The organism is Halosolutus sp. DAT137 (assembly GCF_059736405.1).
The window spans coordinates 608,236-633,054 of the sequence record NZ_JCAQID010000001.1 but is presented as its reverse complement, the minus strand read 5'-3'; the positions used below and the strand labels follow the sequence as shown (position 1 = coordinate 633,054).

General features: G+C 63.2%; 20 protein-coding genes. 14 read left to right on the top strand and 6 right to left on the bottom strand.

Going from position 1 to position 24,819, the window contains the following annotated elements; all coding sequences use genetic code 11:
• The first annotated feature begins 176 nt into the window (after positions 1–176).
• The 6 genes from AC6I6L_RS03080 (at position 177) to AC6I6L_RS03055 (ending at position 10,321) form a co-directional block, all read left to right on the top strand.
• Positions 177–2,318 carry a PD-(D/E)XK nuclease family protein gene (locus AC6I6L_RS03080; RefSeq protein ID WP_497916246.1) on the top strand — a complete coding sequence of 714 codons (2,142 nt, stop codon included), beginning with the start codon at positions 177–179 and terminating at the stop codon, positions 2,316–2,318.
• Entirely contained in the window at positions 2,308–3,420 is a 1,113-nt protein-coding gene (locus AC6I6L_RS03075; protein ID WP_497916245.1) for a hypothetical protein, read from the top strand. Before AC6I6L_RS03080 ends, AC6I6L_RS03075 begins: the two co-directional genes overlap by 11 nt.
• The gene (locus AC6I6L_RS03070) at positions 3,417–6,872 is read left to right on the top strand and encodes an ATP-dependent helicase (RefSeq protein ID WP_497916244.1); all 3,456 of its coding nucleotides are present in this window, start codon (positions 3,417–3,419) and stop codon (positions 6,870–6,872) included. The genes AC6I6L_RS03075 and AC6I6L_RS03070 overlap by 4 nt, the downstream gene beginning before the upstream one ends.
• Before the next feature lie 364 nt (positions 6,873–7,236).
• On the top strand, positions 7,237–8,103 hold the full coding sequence (locus AC6I6L_RS03065) for a hypothetical protein (RefSeq protein WP_497916243.1): 867 nt from the start codon (positions 7,237–7,239) through the stop codon (positions 8,101–8,103).
• Between the two features lie 112 nt (positions 8,104–8,215).
• Positions 8,216–9,214 (top strand): glycosyltransferase family 4 protein, encoded by a 999-nt coding sequence (locus tag AC6I6L_RS03060; RefSeq protein ID WP_497916242.1) that lies wholly within the window; start codon positions 8,216–8,218, stop codon positions 9,212–9,214.
• The gene (locus AC6I6L_RS03055) at positions 9,215–10,321 is read left to right on the top strand and encodes a glycosyltransferase (RefSeq protein WP_497916241.1); all 1,107 of its coding nucleotides are present in this window, start codon (positions 9,215–9,217) and stop codon (positions 10,319–10,321) included.
• Between the two features lie 68 nt (positions 10,322–10,389).
• On the opposite strand, the gene AC6I6L_RS03050 is transcribed toward AC6I6L_RS03055, so the two are convergent.
• On the bottom strand, positions 10,390–11,244 hold the full coding sequence (locus AC6I6L_RS03050) for a universal stress protein (protein WP_497916240.1): 855 nt from the start codon (positions 11,242–11,244) through the stop codon (positions 10,390–10,392).
• Between the two features lie 253 nt (positions 11,245–11,497).
• Between AC6I6L_RS03050 and AC6I6L_RS03045 the strand changes: the two genes are divergently transcribed.
• Complete coding sequence (locus tag AC6I6L_RS03045) at positions 11,498–12,415, top strand: NAD-dependent epimerase/dehydratase family protein (protein ID WP_497916239.1); 918 nt, start codon at positions 11,498–11,500, stop codon at positions 12,413–12,415.
• Between the two features lie 41 nt (positions 12,416–12,456).
• On the opposite strand, the gene AC6I6L_RS03040 is transcribed toward AC6I6L_RS03045, so the two are convergent.
• Positions 12,457–14,019 (bottom strand): sulfatase, encoded by a 1,563-nt coding sequence (locus AC6I6L_RS03040; RefSeq protein WP_497916238.1) that lies wholly within the window; start codon positions 14,017–14,019, stop codon positions 12,457–12,459.
• A gap of 282 nt (positions 14,020–14,301) precedes the next feature.
• Between AC6I6L_RS03040 and AC6I6L_RS03035 the strand changes: the two genes are divergently transcribed.
• On the top strand, positions 14,302–15,321 hold the full coding sequence (locus AC6I6L_RS03035; RefSeq protein ID WP_497916237.1) for a lysylphosphatidylglycerol synthase transmembrane domain-containing protein: 1,020 nt from the start codon (positions 14,302–14,304) through the stop codon (positions 15,319–15,321).
• A 69-nt stretch (positions 15,322–15,390) separates the two neighbouring features.
• The gene (locus AC6I6L_RS03030) at positions 15,391–15,855 is read left to right on the top strand and encodes a metal-dependent hydrolase (RefSeq protein ID WP_497916236.1); all 465 of its coding nucleotides are present in this window, start codon (positions 15,391–15,393) and stop codon (positions 15,853–15,855) included.
• A 143-nt stretch (positions 15,856–15,998) separates the two neighbouring features.
• On the opposite strand, the gene AC6I6L_RS03025 is transcribed toward AC6I6L_RS03030, so the two are convergent.
• Positions 15,999–16,451, bottom strand: a complete 453-nt coding sequence (locus AC6I6L_RS03025; protein WP_497916235.1) for a metal-dependent hydrolase — start codon at positions 16,449–16,451, stop codon at positions 15,999–16,001.
• A 160-nt stretch (positions 16,452–16,611) separates the two neighbouring features.
• On the opposite strand from AC6I6L_RS03025, the gene AC6I6L_RS03020 reads away from it, so the two are divergent.
• Complete coding sequence (locus AC6I6L_RS03020; protein ID WP_497916234.1) at positions 16,612–17,139, top strand: DedA family protein; 528 nt, start codon at positions 16,612–16,614, stop codon at positions 17,137–17,139.
• A gap of 178 nt (positions 17,140–17,317) precedes the next feature.
• On the opposite strand, the gene AC6I6L_RS03015 is transcribed toward AC6I6L_RS03020, so the two are convergent.
• From AC6I6L_RS03015 to AC6I6L_RS03005, 3 genes are all read right to left on the bottom strand, one after another.
• Entirely contained in the window at positions 17,318–18,703 is a 1,386-nt protein-coding gene (locus AC6I6L_RS03015; RefSeq protein WP_497916233.1) for an arylsulfotransferase family protein, read from the bottom strand.
• A gap of 147 nt (positions 18,704–18,850) precedes the next feature.
• Complete coding sequence (locus AC6I6L_RS03010) at positions 18,851–19,666, bottom strand: hypothetical protein (RefSeq protein ID WP_497916232.1); 816 nt, start codon at positions 19,664–19,666, stop codon at positions 18,851–18,853.
• 61 nt (positions 19,667–19,727) lie between these two features.
• Positions 19,728–20,087 carry a hypothetical protein gene (locus tag AC6I6L_RS03005; protein WP_497916231.1) on the bottom strand — a complete coding sequence of 120 codons (360 nt, stop codon included), beginning with the start codon at positions 20,085–20,087 and terminating at the stop codon, positions 19,728–19,730.
• A 186-nt stretch (positions 20,088–20,273) separates the two neighbouring features.
• Between AC6I6L_RS03005 and AC6I6L_RS03000 the strand changes: the two genes are divergently transcribed.
• The 4 genes from AC6I6L_RS03000 (at position 20,274) to AC6I6L_RS02985 (ending at position 24,473) form a co-directional block, all read left to right on the top strand.
• Positions 20,274–22,133 (top strand): L-aspartate oxidase, encoded by a 1,860-nt coding sequence (locus AC6I6L_RS03000; protein WP_497916230.1) that lies wholly within the window; start codon positions 20,274–20,276, stop codon positions 22,131–22,133.
• Between the two features lie 83 nt (positions 22,134–22,216).
• Positions 22,217–22,810: a DNA-3-methyladenine glycosylase family protein gene (locus AC6I6L_RS02995; protein WP_497916229.1), complete on the top strand. Its 594-nt coding sequence runs from the start codon at positions 22,217–22,219 to the stop codon at positions 22,808–22,810.
• 542 nt (positions 22,811–23,352) lie between these two features.
• Complete coding sequence (locus AC6I6L_RS02990) at positions 23,353–23,892, top strand: calcium-binding protein (RefSeq protein WP_497916228.1); 540 nt, start codon at positions 23,353–23,355, stop codon at positions 23,890–23,892.
• Positions 23,892–24,473, top strand: coding sequence for a calcium-binding protein (locus AC6I6L_RS02985; RefSeq protein WP_497916227.1), 582 nt, complete (start codon positions 23,892–23,894; stop codon positions 24,471–24,473). Before AC6I6L_RS02990 ends, AC6I6L_RS02985 begins: the two co-directional genes overlap by 1 nt.
• The last annotated feature ends 346 nt before the right edge of the window (positions 24,474–24,819 follow it).

Sequence of the window (24,819 nt, the reverse complement as noted above, 5' to 3'; positions counted from 1 at the left end):
CCACCAGCGACGAATGCCCGTTCGTGACACCGTGGACGAGACCGCGGTGGAGACCTATCCACCGCATTCGACCAGCAGTCGGAGGGCCCCACAAACTATTTATCGAGACCTTCCGACTCTGAGTCATATGTACCATCCGTGGATTGACACGAACCGCCGATCGAGAGCCGGTGGCGATGGACGCTGAGGCGGCGTCATTACGCGGGGAGTTGCGCGTGTTGCCGTTCGAAGGTGATCCGCTGTCGACACGAGTCGCGTCGGTCTACGAGGAACTGCTCGACGATCGCGGCTACGACGCGACCGACGTGCTGGTGTTGAAACGGTTTCCGACGGGGATCGAAGACTTCGCCCAGGCGCTCGTCGCGGAACTGGATCTCCTCTGTCGGCCGAACGTCAAGACCGTCTCTCGGCACGCATCGACGGTCGTCTCGGAACACGCGCCGGAAACGCGAGTGCTCTCCGATGTCGAGCGAATCGAGACGCTTTCGATGGTCCTCGACGGCCACACCTGGGACCACGACTACTTGGCGTCCGCAGCGGGACACGACTCGTTTCGCCGCGACGTCGGTCGGGTGTTGCTCGCCGCGAGTTACAGCGGCGGCTTTCCGATCTCCGAAGACGCGGCCGAGCGCGGCCCGCACGCCGCGTTGCTCGAGGAACTGGAAACCGTCCGCGAGCGCTTTCACGACTGGCTCGCGACGGAGGGGTGGGTCGAACGCCCCGACGTGCTCTCGCGGGCGATCACAGCCCTCGACGACGAGACAGTCCGGGAAACGATCGAACAGGAGTTCGAGGCGATCGTCGCCGTCGGCTTCGAGGAGTACGGCACGGTCGAACGCGCGTACCTCGCCTCGCTCAGCGAGAACGCCGACCTCGTCTGTCTCGGGGAGGCCCACGCCGCCATCGCGCGCGTCTGGAACGAACCCGGCTGGGTCGCGGACATCGGGAACGGACTCGCCGTCCGATCGGTGACCGGCCGAGACCGAGCGACGACGCCCGAACGCGTCAGCCGGTATCTCGCGACTGACGACGAATCGGTCCTCGTGGGACTCGACGACCCGGTCTATACGATCGCAGCGGAGACGCTCTACGATCAGCTTTCGACGATCGCCAACGAAATCGGCTACCTCAGAGCCGAGTGCGGCCTTACGTACGATGACGTTGCCGTGCTGGTCAAGGACTCGACGGGACCGATCCAGACTGCGCGACAGACGCTCCAGCGAGCCGGAATCCCGACCGCATCCGCGACGGTGAACGGACTCGGCGGCGATCGGACGGTTCGGGAACTCCACGCGCTGGCCGCCTCGCAGGTTGCGACCGATCGCCGGGAGCGCGAGCGCGCGAAACGAATCCTGACCGATCGGCTCGATGGCTGGCCCCGGTCCGCGATCGACGCCGTCGAAAGCGAGTCCGGCGTCCGGGACAAACTCGGCCGCTGGATCCTCGAGACGGATCTCAAGCGGCGGATCGCGGCGAGCGAGCCGGTGGAGGCGCGCGCCCAGTTTCACCACGTTCGCCGGGTTCTCGATATCGCCGCGTTCGTCGAGACCGCAGAGTACCTCCCGAACTCGTGGGACGGTTTTTTGCAGGTTCTCGAGCGCGCGATCACGTACGTCGCCTCGGACACCTACTCGACGGCGGTCGAGGTCGAGGAAAACGGCGTGCTCGTCGACGCCGTCCGCATCTGCAAGCACGAGCAGCGCGAGGCGGTGTTTCTGGTGAACGTTCACGAGGGCCGGTATCCGGAATCCAGACAGCTGACGCAGCTCTTTCCGCGCCAGTGGGTCACACAGATGCCGGGGTATCCCGGCGTGACGACGCCGACTGCAGAGGACGTGCGCGACACGTTCGCGACCGCACCCGAGACGATCCGCGAACCCGACGAAGCCTACTACGCCGAACTCGCCAGACGCCAACTGGCGATCGGTGCTCGCGCGGCCAGCGACCGGCTCTACTTCTGTACCTCGCGAACGAACGAGTCGACGCTCGGCAAACGCCAGCATCGATCGCGGTACCTCACCGATCTCGTCGAACGCGAGGCGGTCCCCGTCGTCGAAATCGGCTCGGAAGATGCCGAGCGCGGAATGTACACACACGGCGAGGCGAGCGCGGCGGTGCTGTCAGAGCCCTGGGAGCAACTCGAACGCATCCAGCAGGCGGCCAGCACGGGCACCGAGTACGATCTCCAACACGCCGAGCGAACGTTCGGCGCGATTCAGACGCTGCTCGACGACGACGAACTCGACCCGCGATTCGAACAAGCCGTGTACGCCCAGATCGATCGGGCGCTCGGGGAGGTGGGACGCGGTGACCAGTGAGCGGGCAGATCGCGCGGACACAGTAGCGAACGCTCCCACCACCGACGGAGGAGCAACTGGACCCGCCCCCATCGATCTCGAGGCAATCGAGACCTACCTCTGCTGTCCACGCCGACACCAGTACGAACACGACCAGCACATTCGGACGCAGACGACACAGGACGCGATCGACGAGCGAAGCCGACTCTACCGCGAGGTGATCACTGCGGCGCTCGCCGCGTTCGACCAGCAGGGGGCGACTGCCGACGGCCAGGGCAAGACGATCGCCAGCCGTCAGAGCGGAACGACCGCCGACGGCCGGAGCGAGACGACTGCCAAACTCCACGACACAGCCACGAACGCCTTACAAGAGCGTCTGGAGGGCGCGTCACGGGCAGATTCTGCCGCCCGGTCGGGAGCCACCGATTCCCCACACCGGTGGTACGACGAGGCGAGCGTCCGGAACGCGATCGCGAACTACGTCGAGGAGTACGGACGAGAGCACGTCGAGGGCGCGATCGCGATCGACGAAACGTACACGTACGAAACGGGCGGCTACACGTTCGAGTGTCCGGTCGACTGTCTGTGGAGCGACGGCGACACCTACGAGATCGCCCGGTTCGTAACGAGCCTCGACGGAATCGTCTGGGAGAATCCCTACAGGGATCCCGTCGCGGGCTACCGCGATCGCGACGGGTTCTACCCGCGGCAGGTCGGTAGCGTGCTCCGGGCGTACGCGACGATCCACGCCGTCGCGACGGCCCACGAGATCGACGTCCACAACGTCCGGTATCGGTACTACGCGATCGCCGAGGAGACCTATCCGGGCGGCGAGACAGAAGGTCCAGGCGGCGAAACAGAAAGTCCAGGCAGCGGAGCAGGGGACCAGAGAAGCGCCGGCGGTCCCGCGGTGATCTCGGCCAGGCGGGACGTAACGGAGTCCTGTTGGGAGGCCGGCGAGGTGTGTCCCACGGTTCTCGCCACCGCTGCGTCGGGGATCACCGGCGAGGACTGGAGTCCGGCCGGCGATCGGTGGGCCGAAATTACCGCAAACTCCTGTCGACGGTGTACATACCGATCGATGTGTCTGGACGCGATCAACGAGGAGGTGCGCTTTCGATGACCGATCGATCGTCACGAGAGAGTGCTGACGTCGACGAGATCAGTCCACTGGGCACCCAGCGCGACGTCGTCGAGGCGACGGACGATCGCATCATCGTCAGCGCGGGCGCAGGGACCGGAAAGACCCAGACGATGGCCTGGCGAATCGAAGATGCGATCGAGAACCGCGGCGTCTCGCCAGAGCGCGTCCTCGTGTTGACGTTCGCGAACGAGGCCGCCCACGCGATTCAGGACGACCTCGGAGACCTCCTCGAAAACGGCCGGGGCTACGACGTCGACGCCTACACCTATCACGCGTTCTGCCAGCGACTGCTCGGGGAGTACGCGTACCACTTCGGTCTCGCGCCGGATTTCGACCTCGTCACCGACGACGACCGACGGGCGATCGTCCAGTCGATCGTCGACGACCTCGAGTACCGATTCGTCGAACCGATCGACGCCCGTACCGGGGCCGACCGGATCGAGCGCGATCTCATCGGATTCATCGAGGAGGCAAAGCGGGCAAGCCTCACACCCGACGACATTGCAGCGACGCTCCCCGAGACGGAGACGATCGACCGGCTGTCGACGCTGGCACGGGAACTCCACCAGCTCGGACGGACGCTGTTCGATACCGATCAGAACCCTCTCCTCAAAGACGACCCGCTCGCGTTTCGCGATCGGTTCCGAAAGTACCGGCTGGTCGTCGAGCACAAACGACGGGAGTTAGCGTCCGGCACACCGGTCGAAGCCGACGTTGCGGAGTATCTGGACTCGATGGTCGACCTCGTCGACGAACTCGAAGAGCTGCTGTTGAATGGCTCTTCGAGCTGGTACGAGCGGTTCGTCCCGCAGGCCGTCTTCGTCGGCACCCTCCCGTCGTTTTTTGGCGACACTCACCAGACGCCGATCGGACGACTCGTCGCTTACGTCGAGATGCTCAAAGAGAGCCACGACTTCCTGGCCGGCTACCGGGCCTACGAGCGGGAGCTGAGCGGCGACGGGGAGTTCCAGCAGGCCCTCGATTACGACGACCTCATCCGACGGGCGACCGCGTTGCTCGACGACGAGGCCGTCCGGTCAGGTATCGTCGACCAGTGGGACATCATCCTCTGTGACGAGTTTCAGGATACCGACGACGCACAGCTTGATCTGATTGCCACGCTCGGGACCGAGACGGAACTGTTCGTCATCGGTGACCAGGACCAGGCGATCTACGAGTGGCGGGGTGCCCACCCAGAGAACATGGATCGAGTCACCGAAAAACTCGACGGCTTCGAGCGATACACGCTCGATCTGAACTTTCGATCGCCCGACGCGATTCTCGATCTGGCCGCCGGGTTGCCGGCCGACACGCACGGTCTGTCTGCGTTCAAAGACGACGTCGAGAACGCCGTCGTCAGGGTCGAGGCGGCCAAGGAAGACAACGAGCAGGCGAGTCAGGTCAGCACGGCAATCTCGAAGCTCATCAAAGACGAGTTCGCGTCGATCGGAGCGGCCGACCTGGGCGACATCGCGGTTCTCGTCCGAACGAAACGGCAGGCGAATCTGATCGCGAGTCAGCTCGACGAGGCCTGCCTCCCCTACGAACTGGCCCACGACGCGGGTGCGGGCACCGCGGCGGGAATCGAAACGGTCCTCGCGTTCCTCCGGGTGCTCGTCGACCCCCACGACGACGTCAGCCTCAGCCGGGTGCTGGCGACCTGCTACCGCGTTCCCGAAGCCGACCTGAACCGGCTCAATCGCGGCTCTCGGAGTACGTACCGGGCGCTCGACGAGGTGTCGGACGGAGCGTTCGATGCACCAGCGCGACTCGAGCGCGCCCGATCGGACATCGAGGCGCTCCGATCGAAGCGCCATCGGCTGTCGATCTCGGAACTCTACGGCGAACTCAAACGCGAGACGCATCTCGAGTGGTTCCTGACGGCCGACGAACGCCGGGATCTCGCACAGATCGAGCGCCTGATCGAGTCCTTCGACGAAGGCCGGGTCACGCAGTCGACGCTCACCGAGACCTTCATTTCGTATCTCGAACTCCAGGGCGACCTCTCCACCCGGGAGACCGGCGGCGAGATCGAGTCGGCGACCAAGACGGCCGACAAGATCAACGTCATGACCGTCTTTCAGGCGAAGGGGCTGGAGTTCGACGTGGTCATGCTCCCGTTCCTGAGCAGCGACCACTGGCCGCCGCTGCCCCCCGGCCGGTTCCCCAACCCCTACCCGCGATCGACCCACTCGTTTTCGGCGCTGGTCGACCTCGCCGGGAGCGATCGGGCGACCTCGCTGTGGACCGACCACGCCGTCCGCGAAGTCCCCGAGGAGTGGCGCGTCCTCCACGTCGGCATCACCCGTGCGAAAGAGCGGCTGTTCCTGTTCGGCAGCGAGCCGGATCCGCCGGACGTTCCCGCCAGCCAGCTCGACGAGTATCTCGCCCCCGAAATCGAGTGGCGTTTCGCCGGTCCGCACATGGATATCTGGAGCCGGATCACCGACAGCTACGAGCGGCTGGACGACCGGTCCCGAATCGACCTCACCGACGAGATCGACGCCGGACTCGATCGGGATACGGTCTCGCTGCAGTACTTCCAGACCCCCGTCTCCCTCGACGAGGCGATCGACGACGCGCTCGAGTTGGCCCGCGACCTCCGGGCAGGGTCGCTCTCCCCGGTCGATCCTGCGAGCATCGGGTTCGAGACAGCCCTCGGCACGACGGTCAGTCGTGAACTCGAGCGGCGACACAGCCACACGTCCCTCGAAGCGGTCCAGCGATGCGAGCGCCGCCACGTCCTCGACCACGTCGTCGGGGCGTTCGAGGACCCGCTCGGATACAGTCTCCCGGGCGCGACCGATTCGGCGGGTGCCTCACCGATCGCGATCGGGACGCTGTTCCACGACGTCGCGGAGGAGGCGTTCTGGTGGGAGTACACCGAGCCCCAGGAGTGGGTCGACGCCTGTAAGCGTCTCGGGCGACTTCACGATCGCGAGCCCGCCGTTCCGGGAGCGATCGCCTGTATCGAACGATACTTCGAGACGCAAGCCGCCGACTGGGAGCCACTCGGCGCGGAGATTCCCTTCGAGCTTTCGGCGTACGACGCGAGCGTCGCGGGCTCGATCGTCGGCGAGATCGACGCGATCAAACGCGACGGGAGCGGTGACGTCGTGATTCTGGACTACAAGACCGGGAGCCAGCGTAAGGAACTGGGCGACAGCTATCAGCTGCTCGTCTACCTGCTCGCCGCTCGCGACGTATTTTCGGCCACGATCCGGAAGGTGGGGTACGTCTACGTCGGGTCGAACGGGCCCGAGGTACAGTTGTTCACCGCCGAGCAGTTACTCGACATGCGTCCTCAGTTGACGGCGGATCTTCGGCGTGCAGACGAAAGCGAGTTCGACGCTGTAGACGCCGGCCCGCACTGCCAGGACTGTCTGCACAAATCGCTCGGTTGTGTCGACGGGGGCGTGCTCGATCGCTGACGACGGTCCCGCGGCCGCGATCGGTCGCTTCCGGGCGCAAACTGCCGGTGGCGACGATCGAGTCCGGTGCCGATCTCGCGAGGGCTCGAGCACCGCGACCAGCGCGTCGACGATCGACGTCGAGTGGACGGAAAAACGCCGGTACGTAGTACCTACCGCCTAACGTCAATATCAGCCATCTGATGCGGCGTTCGGTGGTAAAACGCCCTTACTGGGTGGCAATTTTTTACACCTTCGGGCCATTCAACCGATTAGGACCTCGAAGTTCGGATCGAGGATTCATACGGCGTCCGATAGACCAAAAACTGTGACTGTCTGTTACCAATAAGAATACAGTGATCGACTCGAAACGGTCAATCGATCGATGGAGAAACACCGGTTTCTGGAATCGGAGTGGGACTACTGTATCGTCCTGGATGCGTGCCGGTACGACGTGTTCAGCGACGTGTACGACGAGTACCTGGACGGGACAGTAGAAAAGCGCCGAAGTACCGGCTCCTCGACGCCGGAGTGGGCGTATCGAACGTTCACCGGGAGTCACGACCTCGCGTACTTCTCCGGGAACCCGTTCATCAACGACCTCGGGATTCCGCTAAACGAACTGAAATGGGGTGCCAGTTGCGAGTACGACTGGACGGCGTCTGCACACATCAGCAACGTCTTCGACGTCTGGAAAACCGGATGGGACGACGACCTGGGGACGGTCCCGCCGGAGAGCCTGGCCGAGGCGTTCTACGAGCACTCCGACGCGGTCGATCGGGCCGATCGAACGGTGCTCCACTACATGCAGCCACACGCGCCGTACCTCGCACGCGGCACGGGTCAGAAACTCAAGCAGATACAGAAAGGCATTCGACGACAGGAGGAAGAAGCGGAATCCAAGGCGGCGGCCGACGGGGGCGGGACGCTCTCGTCGCTCGGTGACACGATCCGGCCGAAAGTCGAGCGGCGACTCGAGGACAGCGAACTCGCTCAAAAGGCCGGACTCTGGCTCGAACTCGATCCCGCGGGCCTCGTCAAAAACGGGACTCGGGAGGCCGCCCTCGAACTGTACGAAGAAAACCTCCGGATCGCACTCGAGGAGGTTGCCGATCTGGTACCGGAACTGGACGGGCGGGTCGTCGTGACCGCAGATCACGGGGAAGCGTTCGGCGAGCAAGGCGTCTGGGAACACCACATCGAAACGCACATTCCACCGCTGATGGAGGTGCCGTGGCTCGAAGTCGAGTAGCACGCTGGTCGATCCCCGTCGAGCGTCTCGCTCGTTCGGTCACCCACGGCCCGTCTCGTTCGACCGATCGACCAACCCACCACCCGACCACCGCACCGACGAGGCGTTCGCGATGAAAATCAGCCACTATTTCGAACTCGAATCGCACGTCACCGGCGGCATCGCCGAGTCGGTCGCCCACCAGCGGAAGATCCTCGATCGACTGAAACTCCAGTATACGACGGAGCCGACGCTGGACGCCGATATTTTTCACTGTAATTTACTGGGGCCGCGATCGGTCTGGTACGCGAGGCGGGCGCGCTCTCGCGGGGTCCCCGTCGTCGCACACACCCACGTTACCGCCGAGGATTTTGGAGACAGCTTTCGATTTACGAACGCGCTCGCCAGGCCGCTGAAACCGTACCTCGAGCGGGCGTACGGGCTGGCCGACAGACTGGTCTGTCCGTCGGAATACAACCGGGGGCTAATCGAGACGTACACCGACGCGACGACGACCGTCATCTCGAACGGCGTCGATCGCGAGAAACTCGCGGGATTCGACTCGCTCGAAGCGGAGTACAAAGAGCGATACGATCTCGAGTCACCCGTGGTCTTCCTCGTCGGCCACGTCATCAAGCGCAAAGGACTGGAGACGTTCGTCGAACTCGCCCGTCGGTTGCCCGAGCTGGACTTCGCGTGGTTCGGCCCGCTGGACCTCTCGTTGAAAGGTCGAGAAACGACGCGACTGATCGAAGAGGCCCCCGAAAACTGTACGTTCACCGGATTTATCGACGATATCCGCGGTGCGTACGCGGCGGGTGACATCTTCTGTTTCCCGACCCACGAGGAGAACGAAGGGATCGCCCTGCTCGAAGCGATGACCGCGGGTAAACCGGTTCTCGTTCGTGACATCGAGACGTTCTCGTGGCTCGAGGACGGCACGGACTGTCTGAAAGTGGACGCGTCGGACGGTCCGGAGTCGGACATTGACGGGTTCGTCGGCGCTCTCGAGGAACTCAGAGAGCCCGATCGTCGGCGTCGACTCGGATCGAACGCGGCCGACCGAAGCGAGTCGTTCTCGCTCGAGGCGGTCGCGAACCAGTACCGGGCACTATACGAGGAGATGGTGTAAATGAACATCGGATTCTTTACGGATAGTTACTTCCCCGAAATCGACGGCGTAACGTACACGATCAAGCTCTGGCGCGAGGAGTTAGAACGGCAGGGACACGACGTCTACGTCGTGTATCCGGACGGTGACTACGACCCTGGTGAGCGAGAAATTCCCGTCAGATCGGTCCCGAATCCGTTCTACCCCGGCTACCGCGTTCCGCTGTTCAGGCGACCGTCGACGCTCCCCGACCTCGATGTCGTCCACTGCCACGGTCCGGCGCCGATCGGCATTCTTGGCCGGTACTACGCCAAGAAACACGATCTACCCGCGGTGTACACCCATCACACACCGCTCGAGGAGTACTTCCACCAGAACGTCATGTTCCAGTCGGTCGCCGACGCACTCGCGAAACTGTACGTACCACTGGAGAACACGTTCCTCCGGAGTTTCAACATCGTGACCGCTTCGACTGGCCGAATCGATCGGAACGTCGAACACGTCCCCCTCCCGGTCGGGATCGACATGGAGTTTTTCCAGCCGACGGAGGTGGACTGGTACCCCGATCGGACGGTGATCGGCTACAGCGGGCGACTCAGTATGGAAAAAAACGTCAACGAGATCCTTCGGGCCGCCGAGAAACTCCCCGAGTACGACTTCGTCGTCGTCGGTGACGGTCCCTACCGCGATCGTCTCGAGCGCGATGCCCCGGAAAACGTCGACATCCGTGGCTTCCTCCCCCGCGAGGAGTTACCCGCGTTCTACTCGTCGATCGATACCTTCGTCACTGCCTCGACCGCCGACACGCTCGGCCTCTCGACGCTCGAGGCCAACGCCTGTGGCACGCCCGTCGCCGCGGCCGATGTCGCGCCGTTCGATCGCACGATCGGGCCCGACAACGGCGAACGGTTCACCTACGAGGACCACGAGGAGATGGTCGACGCGATCGTCACCTGTCTCGAGACGACGACCGACACGCGGGCGGCAGTCGAACGATACGACGTCGATCGAACGCTGGATCACCTCGAACACCTCTATCGGGGGGTGCAATCGTCGACCGACGAGGTCCCGACTGACGCCGACGACAAGTGGGGATTCGGCGGGGACTCGCGGGACCCAATCGACTGACGGTTCCCCCCACGGGACAGAGGCGAGAAGTGACCGGCCGTCCACCGTCACGATGTTCGATTTAGGGTTCAGACGGGGCGATTCGTCGTCACGACCGGGACCGACGCGGTGCGAATAACCCGCTCGGAGATGCTGCCGAGGAGGTGCTCGTCAAGACCCGTTCGACCGTGCGTGCCCATGACGATGAGATCGATCCCGTGGTCCTCCGCGTAGGTCGTGATCTCGCGCGGAACCGAACCGGATTCGACGGCGGTGACGACGTCGTCCACTCCTGTTTCGGTCGCCGTCGATTCGGCGTCTTCGAGGATAGTGGTGGCTCGGGCCTCACGTTCGCTTGGATCGGAAAACGCGCCCAGAAGGTTGTTCTCGAGGACCGACAGGAGGTGAAGCGTCGCGTCGGTTTGCGCGGCGAGAGTCGCGCCCAGGCGTAGCGCGACCGAGGCGTGGTCGCTTCCGTCCGTCGGAGCGAGGACGGACTCGTACGGATAGGTCGGGGTCTCGGGCGTCGCACGAACCGTGAGCACCGGCATCGGTGCCGCGTTGACGACGCGTTCCGCGACGCTTCCGATCACCTGTCGTTCGAGACCGTCTCTGCCGTGTGTCCCCATAACGACGAGGTCGACGTCCTCGCGCTCGGCGTAGTCGACGATCGCGTCGTGAGACGCACCCTGTACGACGTCCGTCGTCGCGGGAACGTCGCGGTCCGCCGCCCGATCGCGGGCCGCCGAAACGATCTCGTCGCCCTCCCGCTCGAGGATGTCGACGACGTCCGTCCCGATCCGCGTCTGACTCGGTTCGTTCGTGTCCGCGACGTAGAGGATCGTCACGGTCGCGTCGTGATCGCCGGCGATCTCGAGTGCGTGATCTAGCGCCGCCGATGCGGGATCGCTCCCGTCGACGGGAACGAGAATGCGGTCGAACATGCGTGTGGTCGACTACGGCCCGAACTGGTTTACGTGTACGTGGTGGGACGACCCCGGTCCCCGATCGGGCTCGTGCGCGGGCTTGACGCACGCCGTAGCCTCGACAGTCACATTCGCTCGCTCACCGAGGCGGTCGAGCACCTGGCAATGAGAAAACTCGTAAGAATCCGGTGCGTTCTCTCACAGACGCTGCTCCGATGGCACAGAGTACACATGGGCGGAGACGGTACGGGAGACACACAGAGGACCGACGATGAAGGACGCACGTATCCTGATCACCGGCGGTGCGGGATTTATCGGATCGAACCTCGCGAATCGACTCGCCGCGGAGAACGACGTGATCGCCGTCGACGACTGTTATCTCGGTTCGCCCGCGAACCTCTCGGACGACGTTACCTTCGCCCGGCGGAGCGTCCTCGAGGACGACCTGCCGACCGATGTGGACGTCGTGTTCCACCTCGCGGCGCTGTCGTCGTACGCGATGCACGAAGAGACGCCGACGAGCGGTGTGAGGGTGAACGTCGAGGGATTCGTCAACGTCGTCGAGCAGGCCCGCACCGACGGCTGCGAAACGATCGTCTACGCGTCGACGTCTTCGATCTACGGCGATCGCACGGAGCCCACGAGCGAGGACGTGGACGTGACGGCAAACACCGGGTACGAGGCCTCGAAGCTCGCACGCGAGCGGTACGCGGAGTACTTTTCCACGCACTACGGCCTCTCGCTGGCCGGGCTTCGCTTCTTTTCCGTGTACCAGGGCTACGACGGGGCCGAATCACACAAAGACGAGTACGCGAACGTGATCGCACAGTTTGCCGATGCGATCGCGAACGGCCGATCGCCGCGGCTGTACGGGGACGGCACGCAAACGCGAGACTTTACGCACATCGACGACATCGTTCGCGCGACGATTCTGGCGGCCGAACACGATCTATCCGGCGCCTACAACGTCGGTACCGGGCAGCGACACTCGTTCGATCGCGTCGTCGAGTTACTCAATCGCGAACTGGGGACCGATATCGACCCGACGTACGTCGACAACCCGATCCCCGAATCAGTGTACGTCCACGACACGTGCGCCGACGCCTCGAAACTTCGATCGGCGACCGGCTGGGAACCACAGGTCTCGCTTCGGACGGGTATCGAGCGCGTCTGTAAACCGTATCTGTAGCTCCCGGCGCGGGCGGGCCGTCGCGGACGAAATCCCGGCTCTTACTCGAGATATCCGAGCTCTCGCAATCGATCGCGCGTCTTCTCGTCGGCGTCGGCGAGGGCCTCGCGCTCGTCACCGCTCGTCTCCGTCGGATCGTCCCACGCACCGCCGACGGCGTCCTCGAAGGAGGCCAGCGCCCGCTCGGCCGCGGCCACGGCGTCGTCCCCGGACGGGTCGATCGGTGACGTCTCTCCAGGGTCCTCGTCGAGGCGATACCCCTCGTCAGGAATGCGGTCCGCACGAACGTACTTCGCGTCGGTCCCGCGGGCGGCCCGCAACCGCGAGTAAGCGCGGTGGTCCTCGGGAAGGTCGATACCGGCGTCGGCCGCTTTCTGCTCGAGGTGGTGGAGTTCGATGACCGGCTGGGCGTACTCGACGAACGCGTAGTCGCCGTCGGCGTCGAGAGCGGCGCGCTGTCCGGGGTCTCGAACCGGGCTGTCGTCGAACGATCGATACTCGCTCGAAAGCAGCGATCGAGTCGGGTCGAAACTGGTACCGTCATCTCCGGATGCCTCGATGGCGGTCTCCGGATCGACGCCGAGGGTATCGAGGATCGTGTGATAGCAGTCGAGCAGTTCGACGAGGCCGGTCCGTCGATCGGCCTCGATGTCGGGGTGTTTGACCAGGAGCGGGACGTTGATCAGTTCGTCGTAGAGCGCAAACTCGTGGCCGTAGAGGTCGTGTTCGCCGTGGAGTTCGCCGTGGTCGGCACAGACGACGACCGTCGTTTCCTCCCAGCGATCGGTCTCGCGGAGCCACGCGAACAGACGCCCGAGTTCGGCATCCATGTGCGCGATTTCGGCGTCGTAGAGGCCGCGGATCGCCTCCCACTCGTCTGCATCGACCTCGCGTGCGCCCGAGTTATATTCCTTGGAGTTCTGACAGACGGCGTCGGGATCGACCCCCGGTGCGAACTCCTGTCGATACTCCTCGGGCGGGTAATACGGGAGGTGAGCGTCCATCAGGTTGATGAACGCGAACCAGCCGTCGTCGCTGTCGTCGATAAAGGACCTCGTTCGATCGATCACCGAGGGCGTCTTCGAGTCTGCGCCTTCCCCACTCGCGAATTTGGCGTGTGCCAGTGCGCCGAGTCTGACGAGTCTCGAGGCCAGTTCGCGGAGGGTGTCGTTGTCGTTGACGGTCTGCCACGCGCTGGCAAGCGGCCCGGAGAGGACGTCGCCGGGGAGTACCTCGAAAAACGAGTCTTGCTCGTCGAATCCGTCGGTAAGGCCCGTATAGGGCGTGATCCAGGCGTTCGAGGAGTAACACGCCGTGTCGTACCCGGCAGCCGACAGGATCGACGCGAGCGTCGTCACGTCCTCGAGGTACGGACTCCCCTGATCGGCCCCGTGGTGGCTCGGATACCGCCCGGTAAACAGCGACGCGTGAACCGGCAGCGTCCACGGAGCGGGAGCGATCGCGGACTCGAAGACGGTCGCTTCCGTAGCGAATCGCGATAGTTCGGGTGTCGTCTCCCCCTCGTAGCCGTACGGACCCAGTCGATCCTTTCGGACCGTATCCAGCACGACGAAGAGCACGTTCGACTGTTGCGTTTCCTCCATTACCGAAACCGAATGAGTCCATCCAGATAAAACGCGTCACCGTCTCCGCGCCGTTGTGACTCACCGTACCACCGACGTCCTCCACAACCCGGCTCCGAGACCCGTTTTCTCGAAGCGGGACCCGGACGCGGTACAATCTTTTCGGGGGGCGCTCCGAAGCCTCGAGGGGTGCTCCGAACGCGACTGAACCATCTCGAGGCCCTGACCACAGCGCCGACGAGTCCTCAACCGGCAGTCAGTTGCAATCAGACATTTCAAGGCAGCTGACGCTCCACATCTGCTATGAAAGAGCGAAACAGACGCGCCCTCCTTCTGGGCGTTTTCGGGACGGTCGCCGTCTTTGCCGTCCTGCTTTTCGCCGTCGGGACGCGCGACGTCGTCGATACGCTACGGTCGGCTACACCCTCGCTGGTCGCGGTAACCGTCGTCTTCGCGCTGTGCTGGCTGGCCGCCTGGAGCCTGATGCTGCGACAGATCCTCCTCGCTCTCGACGTCGAGGTTCCGGTCGGAACGGCGTTTTTCGTCTACACAGGCGCTGTCTTCGCCAACAACGTCACCCCATTCGGTCAGGCCGGCGGTGAACCCGTCGCGGCCTTACTCGTCTCGAAGGTCTCTGGTGCGCGCTACGAGACCGGACTCGCGGCGATCGCAACCGTCGACGTGCTCAACGTCGTGCCGTCGGTTTCGCTGATCCTCGTCGGTGTCGGCTACTACGGGACCACCGCCGCCGTCGGTGATCGCCTCGAGATGGCCGTCGGCGCTGCGGTCGCGCTGATTGTAACGATCGCCTTCGCAATGACGCTCGTCTGGCGCAACCGACACGCAGTCGTCGATCGGCTTCCCGCCGCCCTCGCGTCGCGAGTCGGATGGGTCGGACTCGCTCGACTTGACCCCGAAACGCTCGAGGCGGATCTGACGGACCGACTGGAGCGGTTCTTCGAGAACGTCGAGCGCGTCGCGACGGATCGCTACCGCCTCCTCGCGGTAATCGGCCTCTCGATGGCCGGCTGGCTCTTCCAGGTAGCGGCGCTCTCGGCGGCGTTCGCCGCGATCGGCTACAGCGTTTCGCCGTTCGTCCTCTTGTTCGTGATTCCGCTAGCCAATCTCGCCGGTGCGGCGCCGCTCCCGGGCGGACTCGGCGGTATCGAGGCCGCGTTCGTCGCGCTGCTCGTCCCGACGACCGGCGTCGCCGCATCGGCGGTCACCGCGGCCGTCCTCATCTTTCGCGGGGCGATCTACTGGATGCCGGTCCTGATCGGCGGCGTCTCGGTTTCGGCGTTCGGCGTCCGGACACTCGAGTGATCGATCGGCTCTCGACGAGACCGAGCGGTTAATCCCCGTTCGCCCCCGACGATCACGTATTCAGCCGTCATGTACCGAGGTGGTCACGCCGGGTTCAACGCGTTGCTGTATGCCCCGTTCTTGCCGCTGGTGAGTTATTACTGGTCGCTCGAGATGGCGGTGGTGGGCGCGGGACTCGCCATCGGACTCGCGAACCTGCCGGATATCGACGAGCCACTTCCGTGGCTTCGCCACCGCGGTCCCACCCACACGGTCTGGTTTGCCCTCCTCGTCGGAGCGGTCGCGGGTCTCGGAGCGAGCCAACTCCTCGATTCCGGTCCCGCGTTTCGATTCGGATTTATCGTCGGAACCTGCAGCATTCTCGCTCACCTCGCGGGTGACATCGTGACACCGATGGGGATCAGCCCCCTGGCACCCCTGTCGCGGAAGCACGTCACTTTCAACCTGTTCAAATCGAAGAATTCGCAGGTCAATCGAGTGCTCCTGATCGTCGGCTCGGGAACGTTACTCGCCTCGCTTGCTTTCGCGATTTGACACCCGTCGCACAACGTCGGTACCGGGCAGGTTCTCCGAGAGATCGTGGCCGTTTCGATTCCGCGGGGCCGGTGGCCGCTGTGATTCTCGGGACGTAGTCGTCCGTTTCTCGACGCGCGGCCCGGACCGATCGCGGATTCGGGCTACGGAATCGACGGGACCGCACCCGCGTCCCTCGCGATGATTCCGATCGAGAGGCACCACAGTCCTGCTGTCGCAACCGGTCCGTGAACGGGAACCCCGAGACTCGCGCTCGTCTGGAGCGGGAACAGCCACGCGATACCCATCGGCGAAAGCGAGTCGATGACGAGATGGGACCCGGACGCCAACCCGATCCCGAGTGCGATCGTTCGGTTGCGAAAGATCGCGTACGTTCCAACGACGACGATAATCGCGAAAACTGGTGTGTGAGTGAGTCCACGGTGAACCAGTGGCCACCCCCACGCAGCAGGAAACAAAAAATCCACGTCCGGAGCAATTCCAAAGAGAATCCCGATCCGCGGATCTGCGTCGGTGAATCCACGAACGAGTGCGTATCCGACGACGGCGTGCGTGAAAATCGCGCCCGCGAGAAACAGCGTTCGGTCCGGCTCCATCGGACGCCCGTTCGGACGCCAGGTGCACATATCTTGGGGTCGTGTGTCACACAGAGCGTTGTGCAGTTTCGTTCCCCGTCGATAGCATCAGACTACGTTCACGAACCAGTAGACCGTCGAACCGCCAACACTTACATTCAGGATGTCGTACCAGCCACCAATGAAACCGCTGCAACTCGACGCCATTCCTCCCTGGCTTGAGTCGCTGTTTACCTCGGAGTTCGCGTTCGTCGTCTTGCTCGGGATCTGCATTCTCGAAGGCGCGATGATGCTGCGATTCATGCCGAGCGAACTGGTCGTTCCGGGGGCGCTGGCGCTAATCGGTTCCTCGATCCCGTCTGCGATCACGATCGTCACCATCGCAGTCGTCGGGACGACGATCGGTCAGTTCGTCCTGTTCTGTCTCGTCCGCCGCGTCGGCCGGGAATACGTCCTGCAAAAGCGATGGTTCCCACTCACGGAATCGCGACTCGAGCGGTTCGACGGCTGGTTCGACCGGTGGGGAGGAATCGCCGTCGCCGCCAGTAATACGATGCTCTTCGTGAGAGGGGTGCTTACCGTTCCGGCGGGACTCTCCGAAATGGACGGCCGATCGTTCGTCGTTCTCTCGGCGATCGGATCGCTGTCCTTCCAGTCGATTCTCGCTGCCCTCTACCTGCTGGGCGGCCACTTACTCGTCTTCTTCTGATAGGGATTATCGTAGCCAACCGGAGATCTCGAAACCGGGCCTTCGGCGCTGTGTCTCGGTCCTTCAGAGGAAAACTATGAACACCTACGATAATCCCTATGAGCAATCGCCGTCGTACCGCTCGCTGAATCGTCCGCAAGTGGGTCGCACGGAGCCGCCGGTCCGTTGCCTGGCCACCTTACTCCTCGCCTCGGCGGTAAACCGGGTGCCGGAAGCCGAGTCCGCTGTCTCGGAGACGCCACCCGATCTCGAGACCGATCCATTTGAGACCCGTCAGGAGGGCGACGCCAGCGACGGCGAACTCGAGGCGTCCCATCCACACTGGGGTCGCGAAGAGAATTCCGTTCTTGACCCGATGGGGGACGACCGAATCGACGACATCGCTGACCGCCGCGAGGACGCCGAACCCGCCGTCCCCGGAGGCGCTGTCGGCCGTTTGGGATTCGAGGCCGAGTGCGTCGGCGCTGGCCCCACCCGCGCTCTCGTCACCCGTCTCGAGCCGCTCTGCCTCGTAGGGAAGCGTCGATGCGACCTGCCAGACGATCTCGCCGTTTCGATCGATCTCGATGACGCGATTTCCGTGCGTGTCGGTGACGAGCGTGTTCCCGTTCGGCAGCCGATCGGCGTCCCGCGGCCACTGCATTCGATCGTCCGCCCACTCCCAGCTACGGGTCCACTCGCCGTCCTCGCGCTGGAACTCCTCGACGCGTCCGTTCTCGGAATCGGAGACGATGACTGCCGGACCACCCCTCGATTCGGGGATGTAATCCGGGTTGTGCTGTTCGTACATGACGTCGTAGTCGTCCTCGGAGCCGAGGGTCCACTCCTCCAGCAGTCCCTCGTCGGGATCGATGAAGACGACCTGATCCTGATTCCGAAGGCTGACCATCACGTGGCCGTCGTGGACGCCCTCCTCGATGTATTCGACGTCGTTGATGTGCGCCCAGTCTCCGGGATACGGACCACCGCCTTCGACCGGAAAGTCACTCTGGGCGTCCCACAGCCACTCGACGATCTCCGTCTCGGTGTTCACGATGAACACCTGGTCCGCGACGATGTCGGCGATCAGGACGCGCGAGTCGTCGATACGGTCCGCATCGTGCCACTCGCCAGCAGTCTCCTTGTAATCGTAACGCTCGTAGAGTACCTCGACCTCGCCGGTCTCGAGGTCGACCCGCTCGAGGACGTTTTTCGCACACGGCGGGTTGCTACAGGTCGGTCCCTCGCTGTGGATGGTGTCCGTCGCTACGTACTCGACGGTTAGCGGATCGTCTTCGACGGGGTCGACATCGAAGTACTTCGTTCGCGTATTATCGTAGTACATGACCTCGCCGTCCGGCGCGTACGCGGTAATCGTTCCCGCACGCCCCGATTCAGTGATGACTGTATGATTGTCCGTTTCGGGTGCAGTCGGAACGTCGTCTTCGGACGCCGTCGAGAGACTGTCTGACGCCGCGGCCGCGAGTACGGCCGCAGAAAGGAGAAGAACGGCAATAAAAACGATCCGAAGACGATTCCGAGTGAGCAGCGATCGGACTCGCGTCGGCAGCGATCGATCCGTCACGAGGAACTCGCCTCCGAGTGCCGAGTTATCAACTGAGGCATCAGTAGAATTCGTTTTCTGAGCGCGGTATTAATGCTTTTTCTAACCGGAGTCAGTAGGCCGAACGCGTCGCCACCACTCCTCGGTAGTCGAATACCACACGCTCGCTCACCACCAGAGATATCTGTAGGTTCGTCCCTGAAATTTGTAGTTTGAATGGCACCGTTTGATGAGCGTTTTCGGCATTCCCTTCACGTCCGCAGCCTCGCCGTTTACCTCGTTGGGATCCCGACCGACGATGATATTCCCCGCACAATCGAACTGGTAATACCGGTACGAGACGTCGTGTGCGTCCAGTTTCTTCCGACTCTTGCTCGCCATACTCGTTACGGATTTTACCTGTACCCACTCATTGGCGATCGTATCGAACAGATCCTTTCCGTCCGTATCGTCCGAGTCGTCCCCCTTCGAGAACCGATCGTGTGCAGCCAGAACGGACTCCACCAGCCACCCTTTGGCGTACGTTGCGAGTGCGTACGCTACGATTTCCGACGGCGGATGATCAGTATTCTTCTCGACGGTTTGCCGAACGTTGTGCACCGCGAGATCGATCTGGTTCCGCGTCTGAAGCGCTCGGAGCGCGTCTACAAGCCCCAGTTCACCGTCGACGAACTGTGTCGTGACGTGTGCGTCGGAGTCGGTGGCCACCTGTTCGTCGAGTGTCGCTTCGAGATCGAACGGGAACAGAATGCCAGTCCGAATCAGATCGGGAATGTCGTTGTGCGCCCCGACCATGAACTCCGGGAGGATACCGGCGTCGGCTCGGAGGCCCTCCGCGCCGGCCGGAACCGCGTACGCCTCGTGACTCGGAACATCGTACCCCAGCGAATCCAGGCACTCGTACACGCACCGGAAGACGGCTTTCGGGAACGGGTCGTCGGTGGTCAAATCCGGCTGTCGTCCGACGGGAATCGTTTCGGTCATGGTCGGTGCCGCCGAACGAGTGTGATCGCCGTCGAAACCGTGTCCAGGCGCGAGAGTTCGGTCACACTTCGCCACCGTTGATGTGAATTCGAATCCGGTGAGAGTCGTAGTCGTCCAGTGGCCCAACGTACTGCAGACTCACGTCGATCGACCCGCCGCTGTCCTCGGTGATGATGTCTTTTGCGTTCCGTGCGTGACCGAGGGCCTTCGCTTTCCCCTCGAAGTCATCGGTGCCGGGGAACTCAGCCTCGACCGTTCTGGACACACCGTCTAGTGTGCCGTGTTCTGCATCCAGAAACAGTCTGGTCATCGCACGCAGCGATCCAAGCGCATCCTCTGCGGTCTCGTACTCCGTTTCTACCGTCGCGGTCGATCCGTCACCGATCGTCCGGGTATCACCGACATCGTGTGGGGTATCCATTACAGGCAGACCGAATGTCAAGAGACATATAACTTCTTTTGCACCATGGGAATTTCGGACTAACCCCCGATCGCTTCGTTCTAAGCCCTGTGGCTATCCCGTCTCCGTCCCGTGACCACCCTGTCCTATGACCGCCCTGCGTCGTTTGGGATGGTGCCTATACCCGTCTGGTCCCCCTAGTCTACTATGAGGCAAAACCCGCCCAGCGACCAGCGCGCATCGACGACTGACCACGCAAGCGGTGTCGAAGGTCGACTCGACGCGGCGGACGGAGCGGAAGAAACGACCGACGACAGTGAATACGAAGTCGTCACGTCACCCGTCCTCGTTATCGGGGCCGGCGCGGCGGGGGCCCGTGTCGCGATCGAACTCGCTGAATCCGGTGTCGAACCGCTCGTCATCGGCAAGAGCGACCACGGTGATGCGCACACGACCTGGGCTGCCGGCGGGATCAACGCCGCGCTCGGGTCGCTCGATCCCGACGACGACTGGACAATTCACGCCGCGGACACCCTGAACGAGGGCCACCACCTGAACGACCCCGAGGCCGTCGAACTCACGGCGAGGCACATGCCCGATCGAATCCGCGAACTCGAACAGTGGGGGATGCCGTTCGATCGAACCGAAGACGGAGCGATCAACCAGCGATACTTCGGGGCGCAGTCCTACCGCCGCACGTGTTTCGTGGGGGACCGAACCGGCGAGGCGATGCTCGAAACGCTCGTCGATCGCGCACAGGCACTCGAGATTCCGTACCGCGACAACGTCATGATCACGCGGCTGCTGTCGGACGGCGACCGGATCGACGGCGCAGTCGGGTTCGATATGGAGACCGGGCGTGGGTTGTTGTTCCGGTCGAACCACGTCGTGCTGGCGGCCGGCGGCTTCTCGGCGGCGTACCACCGCCACTCCTCGCGCGACGACGAGAACAACGGCGACGGGCAAGCGCTCGCGCTCGAAGCGGGTGCTCGCCTGATGGACCTCGAATTCGTCCAGTTCCATCCGACAGGGATGGTCGGCGAACGCTACGGCGAGGAGTGGGACGGCCGGCTCGTCACAGAGGCCGTCCGCGGCGAAGGCGGACGACTCTACAATAGCGACGGCGAGCGCTTTATGGAGCGATACTCGCCGGACCAGATGGAACTCGACGCCAGGGACGTCGTCGCCCGAGCGATCGCCCAGGAGGTCCGCGAAGGGCGTGGCACCGAACACGACGGGGTTCATCTCGATATCTCCCACCGCGATCCTGACTACATCCGCGATCGACTGCCGACGATGGTCGAGCGCTTCGAATCGCTCGGCGTCGATATCACCAGAGAACCGATGGAAGTCGGCCCCACCGCCCACTACACCATGGGTGGCGTCGACATCGACTTCCAGACGGGCGAAACCGGCGTGGAGGGTCTCTACGCCGTCGGTGAAACGGTCGCAGGGGTCCACGGTGCGAACCGACTCGGTGGCAACTCGCTGGCCGAAACCGTCGCGATCGCCCCGCTCGTCGGCCGTCACGTCGTGAGCAAACTCACCGCCGCGGACGAAGCCCCCGAACTCACGGGCAGCCACCGCGCCCTCGCACAGCGCGAGTTCTACGCACTCGATGACCTGGCAGCTTCGGACGGCAGCGTCACCCCCTCGGAACTCCTCGCGGACCTCGGGGAAGTCCTGTGGGACAGCGTTGGCATCCTCCGTGACGCCGAGGGCCTCGAGCGGAGTCTCGCCGAGATCGCCGGGATTCGCGATCGGACGGCAGACCTCCGCGTCGAGGGCGATCGAACGTCCCGATCGTTCGAGTTCGCGGTCGATCTCTCGTTCAGCCTGACCGTCGCCGAGGCAATGTGCCGGGCCGCACTCGAACGAACCGAGTCCCGCGGCGCACACTACCGGACGGACGCCCCGGAGACGGACGGCGACTGGCGGGCGAACCTGCTCGTCTCCGCCGACGAAAGCGGGCTCTCGATCCGTCGCCGCGGCGTCTCCGAGCCGAATCCAGGGGTCCGAGAGGCACTCGAGGAAGGGTACGAACTCGACTACCACCATCTCGAGTGACCGTCACGGCTACCCACCTCACGGTTCGCCAACCGAGACGCCTATGCATTCCCGGCCCCGTCTCCCAGTATCGACGAACGATGATGAACGAGGCAGCACATTCCGTCCTGCGAGAGGATCCCGTGATGGCGAAGCTGATCGATCGACACGACCCCTACGTCGAACCGGACTGGGAGGAGTACGAACGCCTCTGCATCTCGATTATCAACCAGCAACTCTCGACGGCGAGTGCGACCGCCGTCCGCGAACGGGTGTTCGACTACCTCGGCGGGGACGTAACGCCCGAAACCGTTCTGACCGCCGACGAAGCCGCCCTGCGAGATGCGGGCCTCTCCCAGAGCAAGGTCGCGTACATTCGGAACGCTGCGCGGGCGTTTCAGGAACGTGACTATACGAGGGAGGGACTCGCGGAGTGTTCCAACGACGAGGTCGTCGATCGCCTCACCGAGATCACGGGCGTTGGCGAGTGGACGGCCCGAATGTACCTCCTGTTCGTTCTGGACCGCCCCGATGTCTTGCCGCTCGGAGACCTCGCCGTCCGCCGGGGAATCGAGCAGCTGTACGGCGACGGAAACGAACTGTCGAGAGCCGAGATGCGAGCGATTGCAGATCGGTGGAAACCGTACCGGTCGATCGCGACGAGGTACATCTGGGCCGAGTACGAATCGACCGCGTAGGCACGTCGGCCGAGGCGGCAGTTCCGCGGCCCCTGCGCGGATAGGCTCCCGTCGGGTTCGATGGTGGTGGGACCGACCGCCGACTCGAAACCGGGTCGAAATTGGTTGTTACCCCGGAGGCGTGGCGCGGAAACGACGTGATCCGCAGCACCGTCCTCCGGACAAGTCGTCGGCGAAACAAGAGAAACGACCCCGGAAACGGGGGCCTCGGTCGTTACTCGAGATGGCGGGCGGGTAATGAAAGATGCAACGAGGTGGACGACACCGGTTCGGTTTCCGGCCGTGGATCACCGAATCAAGCACGAATCGTATCGTAATAGCAGTACATAAATAAGATATTTGACTGGATGCTGAAGCGACCCGATGCGGCAATCATGTCTTTTAGAGAATGTGGGTGAATCAAGGAACACAGTGGCGTTTTCGGTCGCAGCTACCGTTTCTCGGCATTAATCCGTGAAATGGTTCTCTGGGAAATTGAAACGGACGTGGCTCTTTATGCGAACTGTCAGCCAAGCGCCGTTGCCCAGCAGGGCATGAGAGATATGAGTGACGAAGATCAAAACGGAGACACGCGTCGATCGGTTATGAAGAAGGGCACGCTGGCCGCGACCGCACTCGCAGTCGGTGCTGGCGCTGCCTCGGGGAGTACAGCAGCGCAAGAAGGCGATGGAGAAGTCACCGTGTCCGGGCAGGACTACTATCCCGACGTGGATTTCGATGTCCTCGCCGAATTCGAGTCGAGCACCCGGGATAGCATCATGGAGAGCTACGAGGACCAGTTCGAGACAATCAGTGACTGGGATGCGTATGCGGTCAACTTCAACGTTGGGACGGGTGGCGTGCTGGGATACGTCTTCGTGGACAACGACGATGCTGACCTCAGCGAAGGCGGCTCGGGAACGATGACCGGATCTGCTTCCGTCCGCGATGCGGAAGCCAACTTGCTCGACGTCGATGTCACCACTGATGGTGGCGGAACGGACACCGAAGAAGAAGACGACGAAGAAACGGACGACGAAGAAACGGACGACGAAGACATGAACGAGACCGAAAACGGAGACACGAACGAGACCGAGGCATGATGGACGACGATCACAACGGCGACTCACGCCGCACGTTCATGAAGAAGGGCACGCTGGCCGCGACTGCACTCGCAGTCGGTGCCGGCGCTACCGCGGGAAGTGTGACTGCACAGGAAGACGACGCGGAAGGTGGAGGCGGAGAAGTCGTCGTCTCCGGGCAGGACTACTACCCCGATGCGGACTTCGACGTCCTCGCCGAGTTCGAGTCGGGCACCCGAGATAGCATCCTGGAAAGCTACGACGACCAGTTCGAGACTATCAGTGACTGGGACGCGTACGCGGTCTCCTTCGACGTCGGAACCGGAGGCGTACTGGGGTACTTCTTCGTGGATGAAGACGAGGCCGACCTCAGTGAGGGCGATTCGGGGACGATGAACGGAAACGCCTCCTTCCGCGACGCGGAAGCCAACCTGCTCGAGGTGGACGTCACCACCAACGGAGGCGAAACGGAAGACGAACCTGCAGCGGATGAACCGGAAGACGAAGAGCCTGCAGACAACGAAACTGCAGACGACGAACCTGTCGGCAACGACACTGCAGACAACGAATCCGGAGAAAACGGCAACGGAATATTCGATTAATCCGCCTCTGTTTTCCTGTTTTTTGCCGTCGATGAGCGACGGCGTTTCGGTCGACGAAATCCCGATCACCTCGAGGCGGATTGGCGTAACCGTTGAGCGGTACAACTGCAGACGGTTCAGGCTGTCCCGGAAACCGTCCCAGTAGTCCGTACGAACGATAGCGTCGCGAGAAAATCGATCCGAAACCGGTACTGGCCCCTCACGATCGACGGTGCGCCCGCGAGACGACGTCCCGTCGCCGACGGTCGTTCTATCAGAACCGAAACCAGTAATCGACTATTTCCCGTCTCCGCGTGCTGGGCGGCTGGAATCCCCGTGTGCAAGTCGTGATTACGGTTTCGCAATA